Source organism: Nonomuraea sp. CA-141351, from assembly GCF_050944675.1.
Lineage (GTDB): Bacteria > Actinomycetota > Actinomycetes > Streptosporangiales > Streptosporangiaceae > Nonomuraea.
Genome location: NZ_CP191982.1, coordinates 9,476,595 through 9,491,235 on the forward strand (window position 1 = coordinate 9,476,595; position 14,641 = coordinate 9,491,235).

The 14,641-nt window shown below is 69.8% G+C and carries 9 protein-coding genes; 5 read left to right on the plus strand and 4 right to left on the minus strand.

All coding sequences use genetic code 11. The features are described 5' to 3' along the window. Window positions 1–68 precede the first annotated feature (68 nt). Both ACQPWU_RS44500 and ACQPWU_RS44505 read left to right on the plus strand, forming a co-directional pair. The gene (locus tag ACQPWU_RS44500) at window positions 69–1,223 is read left to right on the plus strand and encodes an acyl-CoA dehydrogenase family protein (RefSeq protein ID WP_433431682.1); all 1,155 of its coding nucleotides are present in this window, start codon (window positions 69–71) and stop codon (window positions 1,221–1,223) included. A 4-nt stretch (window positions 1,224–1,227) separates the two neighbouring features. After that, window positions 1,228–3,342: an acetate--CoA ligase family protein gene (locus ACQPWU_RS44505; RefSeq protein ID WP_433431683.1), complete on the plus strand. Its 2,115-nt coding sequence runs from the start codon at window positions 1,228–1,230 to the stop codon at window positions 3,340–3,342. 264 nt (window positions 3,343–3,606) lie between these two features. On the opposite strand, the gene ACQPWU_RS44510 is transcribed toward ACQPWU_RS44505, so the two are convergent. Both ACQPWU_RS44510 and ACQPWU_RS44515 read right to left on the minus strand, forming a co-directional pair. After that, complete coding sequence (locus tag ACQPWU_RS44510) at window positions 3,607–3,858, minus strand: SCO4226 family nickel-binding protein (RefSeq protein ID WP_433431684.1); 252 nt, start codon at window positions 3,856–3,858, stop codon at window positions 3,607–3,609. A 380-nt stretch (window positions 3,859–4,238) separates the two neighbouring features. After that, complete coding sequence (locus ACQPWU_RS44515) at window positions 4,239–4,754, minus strand: VOC family protein (protein ID WP_433431686.1); 516 nt, start codon at window positions 4,752–4,754, stop codon at window positions 4,239–4,241. A gap of 162 nt (window positions 4,755–4,916) precedes the next feature. On the opposite strand from ACQPWU_RS44515, the gene ACQPWU_RS44520 reads away from it, so the two are divergent. The 3 genes from ACQPWU_RS44520 (at window position 4,917) to ACQPWU_RS44530 (ending at window position 7,519) form a co-directional block, all read left to right on the plus strand. After that, window positions 4,917–6,233 (plus strand): MFS transporter, encoded by a 1,317-nt coding sequence (locus ACQPWU_RS44520; protein ID WP_433431688.1) that lies wholly within the window; start codon window positions 4,917–4,919, stop codon window positions 6,231–6,233. Window positions 6,234–6,363: 130 nt separating this feature from the next. Beyond that, window positions 6,364–6,498 carry a hypothetical protein gene (locus ACQPWU_RS44525; protein ID WP_433431690.1) on the plus strand — a complete coding sequence of 45 codons (135 nt, stop codon included), beginning with the start codon at window positions 6,364–6,366 and terminating at the stop codon, window positions 6,496–6,498. Window positions 6,499–6,535: 37 nt separating this feature from the next. Beyond that, window positions 6,536–7,519, plus strand: a complete 984-nt coding sequence (locus ACQPWU_RS44530; RefSeq protein ID WP_433431691.1) for a helix-turn-helix domain-containing protein — start codon at window positions 6,536–6,538, stop codon at window positions 7,517–7,519. Between the two features lie 6 nt (window positions 7,520–7,525). Here the strand turns inward: ACQPWU_RS44530 and ACQPWU_RS44535 are convergent, their stop codons facing one another. Both ACQPWU_RS44535 and ettA read right to left on the minus strand, forming a co-directional pair. Then, a complete protein-coding gene (locus tag ACQPWU_RS44535) occupies window positions 7,526–11,710 on the minus strand; it encodes a carboxypeptidase regulatory-like domain-containing protein (protein ID WP_433431692.1) in 4,185 nt (1,394 codons plus the stop codon). Between the two features lie 727 nt (window positions 11,711–12,437). Beyond that, window positions 12,438–14,102 carry an energy-dependent translational throttle protein EttA gene (gene ettA, locus ACQPWU_RS44540; protein ID WP_360691673.1) on the minus strand — a complete coding sequence of 555 codons (1,665 nt, stop codon included), beginning with the start codon at window positions 14,100–14,102 and terminating at the stop codon, window positions 12,438–12,440. Window positions 14,103–14,641 lie beyond the last annotated feature (539 nt).

A 14,641-nucleotide genomic window follows, 5' to 3' on the forward strand; every position in this document is an offset into this window, starting at 1 on the left:
GATTCTTGACAGTTCGGCACTGGAGCTAGGAATCTCTTCCTAGAGACTCATTCTAGAAAGGCGAGTCGATGGACTTCTCGCTCAGCTCCGAGGAACGCCAGATCCGCGACACCGTACGGTCCTTCGTCGAGAAGGAGGTCATGCCGCTGGAGCCCGAGGTCCTGCGCAACGAGCGCGAGGGCCGTCCCGCGCTGGACCCCGAGGCCCTGCGCGACCTGCGGGCCAAGGCCAGGAAGTCGGGCTTCTGGGGCATCAACACGCCCGAGGAGTACGGCGGCGCGGCCCTCGGCCCGGTCATGTCCGCGATCATCATCATGGAGCTGGGCAGGACCTTCGTACCGTTCTCGTTCGGCGGCAGCGCCGACAACATCCTGTACGCGGGCACGGAGGAGCAGAAGCGGCGCTACCTGATCCCGACCATCGAGGGCGAGCGCCGTTCCTGCTTCGCGATCACCGAGCCCGGCGCGGGGTCCGACGCCCGCAACATCCGCACCAAGGCCACCCGCGACGGCAGCGAGTGGGTCATCAACGGCGAGAAGACGTTCATCACGAACGGGAGCGAGGCGGACTTCGTCATGGTGTTCGCCGTGGCCGAGGAGCACGGCGTCACCTGCTTCCTGGTGGACAGGGACATGGGCTGGAGGTCCGAACCGATCCCGACCATGGGCGAGTGGGGCCCGGCGTCGCTGGTGTTCGAGGACGTACGGGTGCCGGAAGAGAACATCCTGGGCGAGCTGGGCAAGGGCTTCGAGCTGGCCATGCAGTGGATCGGGCAGGGCCGCTACATGATCCCCGCCCGGGCCATCGGCTCCGCCGAGCGCATGCTCCAGATGGCCGTCGACTACGCCAAGATCCGCAAGTCCATGGGGCAGACGATCTCGGAGTACCAGGCCATCCAGTGGATGATCGCCGACTCCCAGGTGGAGATCGAGGCGGCGAAGTGGCTGACGCTGTACGCCGCCTGGCGCGTGCAGGAGGGCATGGACGCCCGCCACGCCTCCTCGATCGCCAAGCTCAACGGTGCCGTGATGGCGAACCAGGTGGTGGACCGGGTGCTGCAGATCCACGGCGGCATGGGGTACACCAAGGAGTTGCCGATCGAGCGGTGGTACCGCGAGCTGCGGCTACTGCGGATCTTCGAGGGCACCGACGAGATCCAGCGGCGCACGATCGCACGCAATCTCATCAAGGGACACGCCAAGCTCGGCCTCATCGGGGAGTGATCGCATGTCGGTCGGGGCACTGTTCAATCCGCGCTCGATCGCCCTGGTCGGGGCCACGGACAAGTCGGGATGGTCGATCAGCACGCTGGCCAACCTGCGCACGCACGGCTTCTCCGGGCCCGTCCACCTGGTCAACCCGCGCGGCGGCGTCGTCCACGGCTCGCCTGCCTTCCGGAGCCTGACGGAGATTCCCACGCCGGTCGATCTGGCGTACGTCATGGTGCCGACGGCCGCCGTGCTGGGGGTGCTGCGTGAAGGGGCGAAGCTGGGGATCCGATGTTACGTGATCCTCACGGCCGGGTTCGGGGAAGCCGGGGAGGAGGGGGCACGGCTGGAGTCCGAAATTTCGGCTTTTGCTGCGGAAAATGAGCTTACAATCCTCGGGCCGAACGGCAACGGGTACATCAACGCCGCCTCCTCCGTGACCCCGTACGGGCTGCCCATCCCCTCGCCACTGCTGCGCGGGGCCGTCGGCGTGGTGCTGCAGAGCGGCGCGCTGGCCAGCTCGGTCCTGGCGTTCGCGCAGGCGCGCAACGTCGGCATCAGCCTGCTCACCTCGATGGGCAACGAGACCGTGGTCACCGTCACCGACGTGGTCGACCACCTGGTGGACGACCCGGCCACCAAGGTCATCGCGCTCTTCCTCGAGACCATCAGGAATCCGGCCGAGTTCTCCCGGGTGGCCCGCCGGGCGCTGATGGCGGGGAAGCCGATCGTGGCACTCAAGATCGGCCGCAGCAAGCTGGCCTCGCACACCGCGCAGGCGCACACGGGAGCGCTCGTGGGCGACGACGACGTCATCGACGCCGCGCTACGCGGGCTCGGCGTGATCAGGGTGCGTTCGCTGGAAGACCTCATCATCACGTCCGGACTGCTCGCCTCCTGCGGACCGCTGCCCGGGCGGCGCGTCGGGGTCGTCACCCCTTCGGGCGGGGCCTCGGAAATCATCGCGGACCGGGCCGAGGACGAGGGGCTGGAACTGCCGGCGTTCGCGCCCGAGACGGTGGCGCGGCTGGCGGAGATCGTGCCGTCCTTCGGCACCGTACAGAACCCGCTCGACGTCACCGGGTACGTCCTCATCGACCGCACCCTGCTCGGCCGCGCGCTGGAGGTGGTGACCGCCGACCCGGGAATCGACCTGATCATGCTGCTGTCGGAGCTCCCTCGTGTCGCACCGCCCGATCCCGCGCCCGTCTTCGCCCTCTACTCGGCCAACGCCCGGCGGATCGCCACCTCCCCTGTGCCCGTCGTGGTGGTGAGCAACGTGCTGACGGACGTGACGGAGTTCGGACGGCAGGTGCAGGAGGAAACGGGCTTCCCGTACGTGGTGGGCGGGATAGAGCACGGGCTGCACGCCATCGGGGCGGCCGTCCGCTGGTCGGAGGCCCACGCCCGCGCCCTGGCCACCCGTCCCGCTCCCCCGTCGCCTTCCGGGAGCGCCATTGCGAGAGGCACGGGTCAACGTGAGCGCGTGTGGGCCGAGCACCGTGCCGCCGCCCTCCTCGCCTCGGCCGGGCTGCCGATGGTGCCCTCCGACCTGGCGCAGGCGGAGTCCGAGGCGGTGGCGGCGGCCGATCGGTTCGGGTATCCGGTGGTGCTCAAGCTCGCCGCCGAAGGACTCGGGCACAAGAGCGACATCGGCGGCGTCCGGCTCGGGGTGGCGGGGCCCGAGGCGGTGCGGGACGCGTACCGGGAGCTGACCGCCGCGGCGGCGTCCCTGGACCCTGATCTGGTGGCAGGGGTCCTGGTCCAGCCGCAGCGCAGCGGTGGGGTCGAGTTGCTCGTGGGCATCGTGCGCGACCCCGCCTGGGGGCTCACGCTGGCCGTCGGGCTGGGCGGGGTCTGGGTGGAGGTGCTGCGTGACGCGGCGCTGAGGGTGCTCCCGGTGGACGCCGGGGAGGTGCGTACGGCGCTCTCCGAACTGCGCGGCGCGGCGCTGCTGAACGGCGCCAGGGGCGGCGAGCCCGTGGACCTGGACGCGGTGGCCGAGGTCGTGGCGCGGATCGCCGCCTTCGCGGAGACGCTGGGCGACGACCTGGAGTCCCTGGAGATCAACCCGCTCCTGGCCAGGGGTTCCCGCGTCGAGGCCCTGGACGCCCTGGTGACCTGGCGAGCGTAGCCTGCCAGTGGAATCCGTACCGACACGTGGGTGCCCTCCCCCGGCGCCGCCTCGACGCCGGCCTACCCACCGACGGAGGCCGCCCGTTCGATGATCGACCGCGAGATCCCCAGGCCCGGCGGCCGCTCCGCCATGTCGAACCCCCGCCCGTGATCGAGCACGCTCAACGTCACCACGCCCCCGGCTCTCGGCCCACACCACGGCGTGCCCGATGCCCGCGTGCTTGGTGGGCGACCGATGGCCGCCCATTCGATCCGTGCCCGGCTACCCCACCTCGACCGGCAGTTCGTAGATCTCCGTCGTGGGATGCCCGGCCTGCTCGTGCACGCGCAGCACCGCCTCCTTGGACGGGCCGGACGACAGGCAGAACACCTTGCCGGACTCGGGGTCCATCCAGGCGTGCTCGAAATGCACGCCCTCGGCGTCCTCCACCGCCAGGTCACGCTCATGCGCCTGACGCAGCTGCTCCTCCGTGACGCCCACGAACCCGGTGTGCACGTCCATGAACCTCGCCATCGCGACCCCCTCCTCTTGCCTGCGCCTTTCCAGGAAAGGCGCTCCATCGCCTGCCATCCCCGCCACACGGTCAACCAATCAAGCAGCGACCGCCGAGGATGCCCGTGCTAGCGCCGGGGCTCGGCGGCAGCGAAGCATAGGGAGGCACCCAGCCCGCATACCAACGCCTCACGCGCAGAGCCTCACCGCGCCGAAGGGCTCGAGCAACGAACCGCACGGCACAGGATGCCCAGCCACGCCCATCCACACGGCACGGCGCTGGAGGCCCCAGCCACGCACACCCAGACGGCATCGCCCCGCCCGGGCAAGTGCCGCGTCCGAGGCCTGGCACGAGGCAATGAGCTAGGTGCTCTCGAGCCCAGCGCGCGGCGGGAAGGGGTTCAAGGGCTCGGTATGCCGTTGCCGTTTCTCCCCAGGCCGGCCAGCACCTCCTCCAGGGTCGGGCGGGTCTCGTCGGGCCCGCGAGGCCCCGGCTGGGCGAGCTGGATCAGGACGCCGTGGGCCTCCTTCGGGTGCAGGAACACCTCCCGCCAGCGGGGATCCTCCTGGTTGAGGCCGTGGAGGCGGTAGCCGCGGGCGGTCAGCATGGTCACGGCCGCCGACAGGTCGGCAACGTGGAAGTTGAGGTGGTGGACGCCGCCCCGGCCCCTGGTGAGCTCGAAGAAGCTGTCGAAGAACGTCGATCCGGCCAGTGGCTCCATGAGCTCGACCTTGCCGCCGTTGGGATATGTGAGCTGCAACGTGCGATAACCGGCGACCCGGTTGTCGCCACCGCCGCCCAGGTGCCGGCCGCCGAGCAGGTTGCTGTAGATCGGCAGCAGGTCCCTGATCCGGGGAGCGGCCACGGCCGTGTGGTCGAAGGAGACTTCGAGGCCGTCGAGTTCGAGGTCCAACACGCCACTCCTTTACTCAAGGGTGATCCTAGAATTTCATTCTAGCCATTGGCCGCGGGCTCACTCTTGACGCGGGGCTCAGTGAGGGGCAGCATCACAGAAATGAATTCTAGAGCTTACTTCTAGAACCATTGACGGGGGATCCAGCCCACAGAAAGGCTAGCCATGAGGCTGTCCTACGTCCGCGAGCTCGACGAATACCCCACCGGCGCCCGACGCATGAAGATCCTCACGATGGCCGTGCTGGCCATTCTCATCGGCTCCTACGAAGGCCAGATCGCACCGGTGGTGCCCCTCCTGCTCAAAGATCTCAACATGTCGCTGGCCACGTACGGCGCCGTGTCGGGCACCGCGGCAGTGGCCGGGGCGATCGCCTCCATCCTGGGCGGCAGGCTCACCGACCAGATCGGCCGGGTGCGGCTGCTCATCCCGCTCATGGCTCTGACGGCCGTGTGCTGCTTCGCCATGACGCTCGTCCAGAGCCCGCGCGACCTGCTGATCGCGAGGATCGTGCTCGCCTTCGTGGACGGCGTGGCCATGGCCAGCACCGCGCCGCTGATCCGCGACTTCTCACCGCGCCTCGGGCGGGCTCAGGCCTTCGGCTTCTGGACCTGGGGCCCCGTCGGCGCGAACTTCCTGGCAGCGGCCATCGCGGGCTTGACCCTGCCGATCTTCGACGACTCGTGGCGCTCGCAGTTCGTCATCATGGGCTGCTTCTCGCTCGTCATTTCGGCGGTCATCGCGTTCAACATCGCGGACCTGTCTCCCGAGCTGCGGGCCAGGATCCAGCACACCGAGCGGGACGGCGCTCAGGTCGTGGACCTCACCGAGCCCGCGCGCATGCGCTCGCTCTTCGCCAGGCGGAACATCTGGGCGCACGTCATCGGCATCTCGCTGTGGCTGGTGCTCTACATCACGCTGTCGCTCTTCGGGCAGACGATGCTGGTCGGCGCGCTTGGCATCAGCAGTGCTCAGGCATCCACGATCATGGCGGCGTTCTGGAGTCTCAATCTGATCACGCTGATCGTAACAGGCCGCCTGTCCGACCGGACCCAGCTACGCAAGCCGTTCTCCCTCGGCGGAACGATCGCCGCCGTCCTCGTCACGGCCTACCTCGCCGTCTCCCTCGGTCAGGAAGACGTCTCCACCGGCACGCTCATGGTGGTCGGCGCGCTGCTCGGCGGCTCGCTCGGGGTGGCGTACGCGCCCTGGATGGCCAACTACTCCGAGGACGCGGAGGACGCCGACCCGCGGCTGCAGGGCACCGCGTGGGGGCTGTTCGGGTTCCTCTCCAAGGCCATTGCGGTGGTCGGGCTCCTGGTGATCCCGCACGTGGTGGAGGCGACGAACTGGCAGACGTGGCTGTTCGTGGCGCTGGGCTGTCTCGTGCTGTTCATCCCCGCGATCGTGCTGTTCAACGGGCCCTGGCGGCGCCCCGCCCGCACGCCCGTCCCAGTCACCCTCGGCGAGGCCGAAGGATGACCGAGCCGTCCGACCTCGCCGACGCCGGCCTGCTTGGAATCCGGTGACCTCGGCTGGGTGCCGGGCACGCGCAGGGCAGGAAGGGGCGCCGACGCGGCGGCACACCGGCGGAGAGAGGGGCGCGTACCTGGTGCCGACCCGGAAGAACGGCAGCACGGAGATCATCCCCGACTCGGGCGCGGCCGGTGACGTGCCGGCCGCCTCGGAGGCCACCTGGCGGGCGCTGCCCGGATGCCTTAACAGGCGGGTCATGTGGCTCCTCTAGCATCTCCCCGGAGCCGGGCAGGGAGCGAGGAGTCATCGTGCTCGAGGTGCTGGGAGTCGATCACTGGGGCGAGGAAGCGTACCTGGCGCTGGTGGGAGGTGGCCCGCTCACGGAGAACGAGCTGGCCGGGATGACCACCGTCGAGCCGGACGTCCTCGGCAAGGTGTTACAGCGGCTGGAGGACCGCGGGCTGATCAGCCGCGTGCCCGGCCAGCCCGTACGCTACGCCGCCCTGCCGCCGGAGCCCGCCATCGAGGTGCTGCTGCTGGCCCGCGAACGCGACATCGAACGCGTCCGCGCACTGGCCCAGCACCTGGGCGAGCGGCACCGCAGGGAACGCTCCGGCCGGGACGCCACCGAGCTGGTCGAGGTGATCTCGGGGCCCGACGCAGTGGCCCGGTGTGGCCAGCAGCTCCTGCGGCGGGCCAAGGACGTCATCCGGGGCATCGACGCCCCGCCGTACGCGCAGGCGGCCGAGGGCGCCGAGATCTCCTCCACCGCGAATGTCACCGACCGCGGCGTCCGGCGGCGCTTCATCCACGAACGCGGCATGCTGCGGGTGGACGGACAGGCGGAGAAGATCGAGCGCGGCGTGGCCACCGGTGAAGAGGTGCGGATCTTCCCGAACGTGCCGATGAAGATGATCCTCTCCGACGACGACCTCGCGCTGATCCCGCTGCGTGCCACGCCCAGGGTGCTCGACTCCTGCATCCTGGTGCATCCCTCCTCCCTGCTGGACGCTCTGTCCACGCTGTTCGAGATGTTGTGGGCGCAGGCGCAGCCGTTCGCGGCGGTGGCCGAGGAGGTGCGCGGCGGCGACCCGCCACTCAGCGAGGTCGAGCGGCGGATCGTATCCCTGCTCGCGCACGGGCTGTCGGACGAGGCGATCGCCCGGCAGCTCGGCATCGGCTACCGGACCGTGCAGCGCCGGATCCAGGCACTGATGGCCCGGCTGTCCGCGACGAGCCGGTTCCAGGCAGGTGTGCTGGCGGCTCGCCGCGGGTGGTGGGACCCGTCCTAGGGGTTCTTACGGACTCAGGGTGAAGTCCTTGACCACGGTGTCGCCGCCGCTGACCCCGAGCGTCCCGGTGGCCGTGCCGTAGCCCGCCATGGTCACCGTGATCCGCACCGGCCCGGCGCCGCGCTCCAGCCAGACGTCGTACCGGCCGTCCGCCCCGGTCACCACGGTCTGCTTGCCGCGCGCGTACTCCAGCCGTACCGACGCCCCGGCAAGCGGCCCGTCAGGACCGCTCACAGTCCCGGTGAGGCGGCCCCATGACTTGGGCGGCCGCACCTTCATCGTCACCGGCACGGGCGCGATCTGGTGAGGGGAGTCGGTCAGCAGCGTCACCGCCGCCGTGTACTCGCTGAGCATGCTCGTCGTACGCCGGTCCGCGTCGAGCGTCACGGTCACCGTGGTGCTCTGCCCCGGCCGCAGCTCCGTCCTGGCCGCCCGAGCCGACAGCCAGGGCACGTCGGCGTGCGGCTGGTCGTAGCCGGGCAGCCGCCGTACCGTGCCGACCGGCAGCCCCGTCGCCGCGTCCGTGCCACCCACCAGGTAGAAGCCGGTGGCCCCGGCCGCGCCGGCCATCGCGGCGTCGGCGTTGGGCAGCGGGCTCCAGGAGTTCGCCGCCGGGTCGTAGGCGAAGCCCTCGTTGGTGACGGCCCCGATCCCGTAGCTGAAGCCGGTCGAGATCAGCAACTTGCCGTTGGCCACCGCGTACGCCGATCCCGCCAGGTCCAGCGGCAGGTCCGCGACCGGCGACCAGGCGTTGGCCTTGGGGTCGTAGGCGTAAGCGTCGGCCGAGGTGCCGCCCCCGTTCATTCCGCCCGCGCAGTACAGCCTGCCGTCGATCCCGCCGCAGGCCAGCCGGGAGATGCCCACCGGGTACGACGCCGCCTTGGACCACTTGTCGGCCGCCGGGTCGTACACCATCACCTCCTTGTTCGCGCAGTTCTCCGCGCCCATGCCCACCATGTAGCAGCCGCCGACCACGTACAGCCTGCCGTCGAGCGTGGCGTACCCGGACGAGCCGAATGGGGACGGGTTGGGCGCGAGCTCCTTCCACGTGCCGGTCCCTGGGTCGTAGGCCTCGGTGGCCGCCACGGTGGCGCCGGTGGAGTCGCGGCCGGAGGTGACGTAGAGCCGATCGCCGATGAAGCCGGCGGCCGGGCTCCAGCGCCGGTACCACGGGCTGGTCAGCTTCGTCCAGGCGCCGGTCTCCGGGTCGTAGGAGGAGAACGTGTTGGAGAACAGCGTCCCCTGCCCGGTGGAGCCGAGCCCGGCGTAGAGCTTGCCGTCGTGCGTGGCGGCGATCATGCCGGTGCTCACCTCGGGCAGTTCGGCCAACGGCTGCCAGGCGGTGCCCGGCTGCGGCGGCGTGCCGCCTCTGCCCTTGTAGGTGCCGCCGGTCCTGCCCAGGTCCGCGGGCGGCACCTGGACCCTGCTGACGGCGGCGCCGTCCCCGGTCTTGACCGGGGACGGGCGCTCGCCCAGCTTGAAGGCGGTCGTGGTGGTGCCGGTGTTGCGCACCGTGAAGGTGAGCCGGTCCTGCTCGCCCCAGGTCACGTCGGCCGAGAGCGCGGCGGGGGCGGCGGTGAGCCGGCCGGTGCCGAGCTTGAAGTCGGCCCGCGTGACGGCGCCCGAGACGACGTTCAGCTTCCTGGTCTGGGCCGGGTAGCCGAACGCCGCCTTCTCCGCGGTGACCACCTGCTGGCCCGTCTCCGGGGAGAACAGCCAGTACACCCCGTCGCCGATGGCCTGGTCCTCCGGCGTGGCCACGCTGATGGCACGGTTCCCGCCGGTCGTCACGGTCGCGCCGACCACGCCGTCGTCGGTGCTGGCGTCGGTCACCCGGCCCGCCAGCAGCCCGCCCGGCTCCGCCTTGAACACGCGGGTGCCGACGGCCACCTTGTCGACCTGCCAGATGTTGCCCAGGTGGCCCACATAGTGAAAGCGCACCCGCACGTCGCTCTTGCCTGCGGCCAGCGCCCCGATCGGGACTGACACGTGGGCGGGCCCTGGCTGTTCCCGGGGCGAACGCCACAGCGTGGTCCAGGTCTCGCCGCCGTCCACGCTGACGTCCAGGTCGGCCTGCGGCATGTACAGCTGCTGGATGCGCGGGAAATGGGTGTCGAACTCGACGACCGGCTCCTTCTCCTGCGACAGGTCGAAGGAAGGGCTGCGCAGCTCGGTGTCCACCTCCGCCCAGCCCAGGGCGAAGTCGTCCACGATGGCGAATCCGCCGCCACCGCCGGTCTGGTTGCCGTGCCCGAGCGGGTCGTCGAACTGCCAGCCGCCCTTGTCGGTGTTGTTCTTGACCGTCCAGCCCTCGGGGGCCTCGCGGGAGTCGAACTCCTGGACGCCGCCGCCGTGATAGGTCAGCGAGTAGCCGGGCGCGTCGGCCTTGTCCGCGTCCGGGGGCAGAGCCACATCCCGCCTTACCGCCTGCGAACCCAGCTCGACCGTCTCCGTCTTGGGGAGGTAACCCTGGTAGGCGGCGGTGACGGTGAGCTCGTACGTCTTGCCCAGCGGCAGCTTGACGCTGTACTCGCCGGTCGCCGGGTCGGTGAAGACCGGGCCGCCGGGCACTCCCTCGATCTCGATCTTGGCGTACAGCGGCCAGCCGTGGCCGCCGCCGTCCGTGACCGTGCCGGAGACGGTCTGCGCGGGCAGCGCGGTGAGGGCCACGTCGCGCGTGAGGCTCTCGCCGTCGCTCAGGGTGATCTGGCCGATCGTGCCCTGGGCATAGGCGTACGCGGCCACCGTGCCCTCGTACGTGCCGGCCGGGACGGTCATCTTGTAGACGCCGCCCGCGTCGGTCGTGGCCGTGTACTGGCCCAGCGTCACCAGCGCCCCGGGGATCGCGGCCTTGGTGGTGGCGTCGGTGACCTTGCCGGTGACCGTGCCGTGCGGGCCCGCGCGGAAGGCGGCGGTGCCTTTCGGCGTGCCGATGCCGGTCGGGCCGTCGTAGCCGGTCTGGGCCACGCACAGGTACGCCGGGTCGCACTGCGGCACGGTGCCGAACTGGCACAGGCCCGCCGGGCAGCTCGCGTCGTCGCCCTTCGTGACGTCATACAGGGCGGCGGTGTTGGCGTACGGGTAGGAGTTGGCGTCGGTGTCCTGCACCGGCGTACCGGCTACCGCGTAGATGGCGGTGACGATGGGGGAGGCCGCGCTCGTGCCGCCGTAGACCGACCAGCCCTCGTCGGAGTAGCTGTTGTAGACCGCCACGCCGGTGACCGGGTCGGCAACCGCCGAGACGTCGGCGACCGTACGGCCCTGGCAGCCGGCGTCGGTCTGGAAGGCGGGCTTGAGCGCGTACTTCGAGCAGCCCGAGCCCGTCGCGCCCCAGACCGTCGTCCCGGTTCCCTGGCTCACCCACGAGGAGTTCCACACGGTCTCCGACCAGCCGCGCTCGCTGGAGTCGCGCGTCAGCGTCGTGCCGCCCACGGAGGTCACATACGTCGAGGCGGCCGGGTACGACACGCCGTACCCCCAGTCGCCGGAGGCGGCCACGATGGCCACGCCCGGGTGGTTGTAGTGCACGTCCAGGGTGCCCTGGTCCGGGTACTCCCGGCCGGTGCCGTAGGAGTTGTTGACGAACTTGGCGCCCATGGCGACCGCCTGGTCCACCGCGGCGCCGAGGTCGTCCGGGTAGTTGGAGTCGGCCTCGACCAGCAGGAGGTTCGCGCGGGGGGCGATCGCGGAGACCATGTCGAGGTCGAGCGCGATCTCACCGGCCCAGCCCGCGTCGGCCACCGGGTAGTCGGTGCCGCCGCGCTGGTCCACCTTGCGGAAGCAGCCGTTCGCGGTGGTGCACGGGGGCAGGCCGTACTTCTCGCGGTAAGTGGCGAGATCCTTTTCGGCCGTGGGGGCGTCGAACGCGGCGACGACCGCGACGGTCTGGCCGGCGCCGCCGCCGGCGGGGATCTCGTAGGCGTCGATGAGGTCGGCCGGGCCAAAGCCGTCCGGCGTGTCGCCCGCCGCCATGGGGGTGTCGGCCTGCTTGTCGTCGGCCGGGCGGGCGTGACGCAGGGCGAAGCAGCTGTACCTACCCTCGGCAGGCGCCTCGCACAGAGGTTGCACCCGCTCCTCTGCGGCTGTCGAGGTAGGCGTCGGGGTCGGGGTCGCCGTGGTGGCGAGTGCTGCGTGAGGGTTGAGGGTGAGTCCGGTGAGTAAGGTGCCGAGCAGGGTGAAGAGGAGGATCACGCGACCGCCGCGAGCCCGTCCGGGCCGTGGTCGTGCCGGATCGCCTAACCAGGTGCGCAAGGGTGTGCTCCCACGTACGAGGGGGTGCCGCCGGGCGGGCGCCCGCAGCGGGAATCAAAGATCCCGAAGTAAGAAAATCCGGCACTTTACACACCTGGGTCAAGATCGTCGAGTGGGCGCGATGTTGCCATGACGCGTTCACGCCACACCGGAACCTACGGCATCAGCCTTGGCATAAGAGGCATCCACCTTGGCATCAGGCTGTATCTGGCGACACCCGGTGACATCCGTCAACACCCGGCACCATCCCACGACACCCGGCACCATCCGACGACATCCGGCGAGCCTGGCAGCCATCGCGGCTTGCGCAGCCCGGCCGGCGTAGCCTGCTTGTCACGGGCTTGCTAACCGGGCAGCACTTCCGGAAGCGCTTCGGCAATGTCGGGATGGCCCTCCCAACCGGCGTCTTGGTGGCCCGGCTCCCGTTCCTTCTCCGAGTCCACGCTCGACGACCAGACACGGAGATGGCCGACACTACGGATCGCTGACACCGCAACCCGCCGACACCAGGTCACCCACGTCACGAGGCACCCAGATCACGCGCTCCACACCACGGTCACCGACACACGAACCACAGACGCCACAAAAATCACATCATGGGCTTCCGCGTCATCGTGATCATCGGTCCCGCGTGATCCACGCGGGACCGGAGATACCGCGATCCGGATCAGTCGCGGTGGAGCTTCCGGTACGTGACGCGGTGGGGACGGGCGGCGTCGGCGCCGAGACGCTCGATCTTGTTCTTCTCGTAGTCGGCGAAGTTGCCCTCGAACCAGAACCAGTTCGACCCTTCCTCCCACGCCAGGATGTGCGTGGCGATGCGGTCGAGGAACCACCGGTCGTGCGAGGTGATCACCGCGCACCCCGGGAAGTCGAGCAGGGCGTTCTCCAGCGACGACAGCGTCTCCGTGTCGAGGTCGTTGGTGGGCTCGTCGAGCAGCAGCACGTTGCCGCCCTGCTTGAGGGTGAGCGCCAGGTTGAGCCGGTTGCGCTCGCCGCCCGAGAGGACCCCTGCCTTCTTCTGCTGGTCAGGCCCCTTGAACCCGAACGCCGCGATGTACGCCCTCGACGGCATCTCCACGTTGCCGACCTTGATGTGGTCGAGCCCGTCGGAGACGACCTCCCAGACGTTCTTGTTCGGGTCGATGCCGCCGCGACTCTGGTCGGCGTAGGAGATCTTGACCGTGTCGCCGACCGTGACCGAGCCGGTGTCGGGCGTCTCGCTGCCGGTGATCATGCGGAACAGCGTGGTCTTGCCGACGCCGTTGGGGCCGATGATGCCGACGATGCCGTTACGCGGCAGGTCGAACGTCAGGTCCTCCATCAGCAACCGGTCGCCGAACCCCTTGGTCAGGCTGTCGGACTTGATCACCGTGGTGCCCAGGCGCGGGCCCGGCGGGATCTGAATCTCGTCGAAGTCCAGCTTGCGGAACTTGTCCGCCTCCGCGGCCATCTCCTCGTACCGCTGGAGCCGGGCCTTGCTCTTGGTCTGGCGGGCCTTCGGGTTGGACCGGACCCACTCGAGCTCGTCTTCCAGGCGCTTCTTCCGCTTGACGTCCTTCTGGCCCTCGACCTTGAGACGCTGCGCCTTGGCCTCCAGGTAAGTGGAGTAATTGCCCTCGTACGCGTACGCGCGCCCGCGGTCGAGCTCAAGGATCCAGCCCGCGACGTTGTCGAGGAAGTAGCGGTCGTGGGTGACGGCCAGCACCGTGCCGGCGTACTTCTCCAGGTGCTGCTCCAGCCACTGCACGCTCTCGGCGTCGAGGTGGTTGGTGGGCTCGTCGAGCAGCAGCAGGTCGGGGGCCTCGAGGAGGAGCTTGCACAGCGCGACCCGGCGACGCTCACCACCGGACAACTTCGTCACCTCGGCGTCGGGCGGCGGACAGCGCAGCGCGTCCATGGCCTGCTCGAGCTGGCTGTCGAGGTCCCAAGCGTTGCGGTGCTCGAGCTGGTCCTGCAGCTTGCCCATCTCTTCCAGCAGCTCGTCGCTGTAGTCAGTGGCCATCTGCTCGGCGATCTCGTTGTAGCGCTGGAGCATCGCCATCGTCTCGGCGACGCCCTCCTGCACGTTGCCGAGGACGGTCTTCTCCTCGTTGAGCGGCGGCTCCTGCTGGAGCATGCCCACCGTGAAGCCCGGCATGAGCTTGGCATCCCCGTTGGACGGCTGCTCCAGGCCGGCCATCATCCGGAGCAGCGTCGACTTCCCGGTGCCGTTCGGCCCGAGGACACCGATCTTGGCTCCGGGCAGGAACGACAGCGTGACGTCGTCAAGGACAACCTTGTCGCCGTGCGCCTTGCGCACGCGCTGCAGCGTGTAGATGTACTCCGGCATGCCCTCTAGCTTAGGGGCTCCGAACCTGGGCTTCCGCCGCTCCTCCCGCTACAACCTCAAAGATGAGGCACCACCTATCGCGACGGTCCCACATGCCACGGCCCTACGAGCGACGGCCCCATGACCGGGCACGAGCTCCGCCGACGGCGGGTGGAGAGTACTTGCCCGGCACGGAACCACCTTCGAGAGTGCCCCTCGCTCAGCACGACGTCCCGAGCAGGGAACATCGGTGCGGAATCGGCATCCCGTCGTCGGACATCAGCGCAGGACAACACCCCGATCCGAGGCAGCGGTTCCCTCTGAAGCCAGGAGTCGCAGCCAGGAGTCAGCGCCCTTGGGGATGGAGTCGGGAGTCGGCGTCTCTAGGGCCGAGTCAGGAGTCAGTGCGCTTGGCGGGCGAAGTCGAGGGCCAGCGTCCTTGTGGGCTGAGCCGGGAGGGCGGCGCCCCTGGGGAGGGAGACGGTGGTCGGTGTCCTGGCCGCCGGAGTCAGGAGCCAACGGCCCTCGAGGCGGAGCCGAGAGCCGGCACCCCTGGGGCA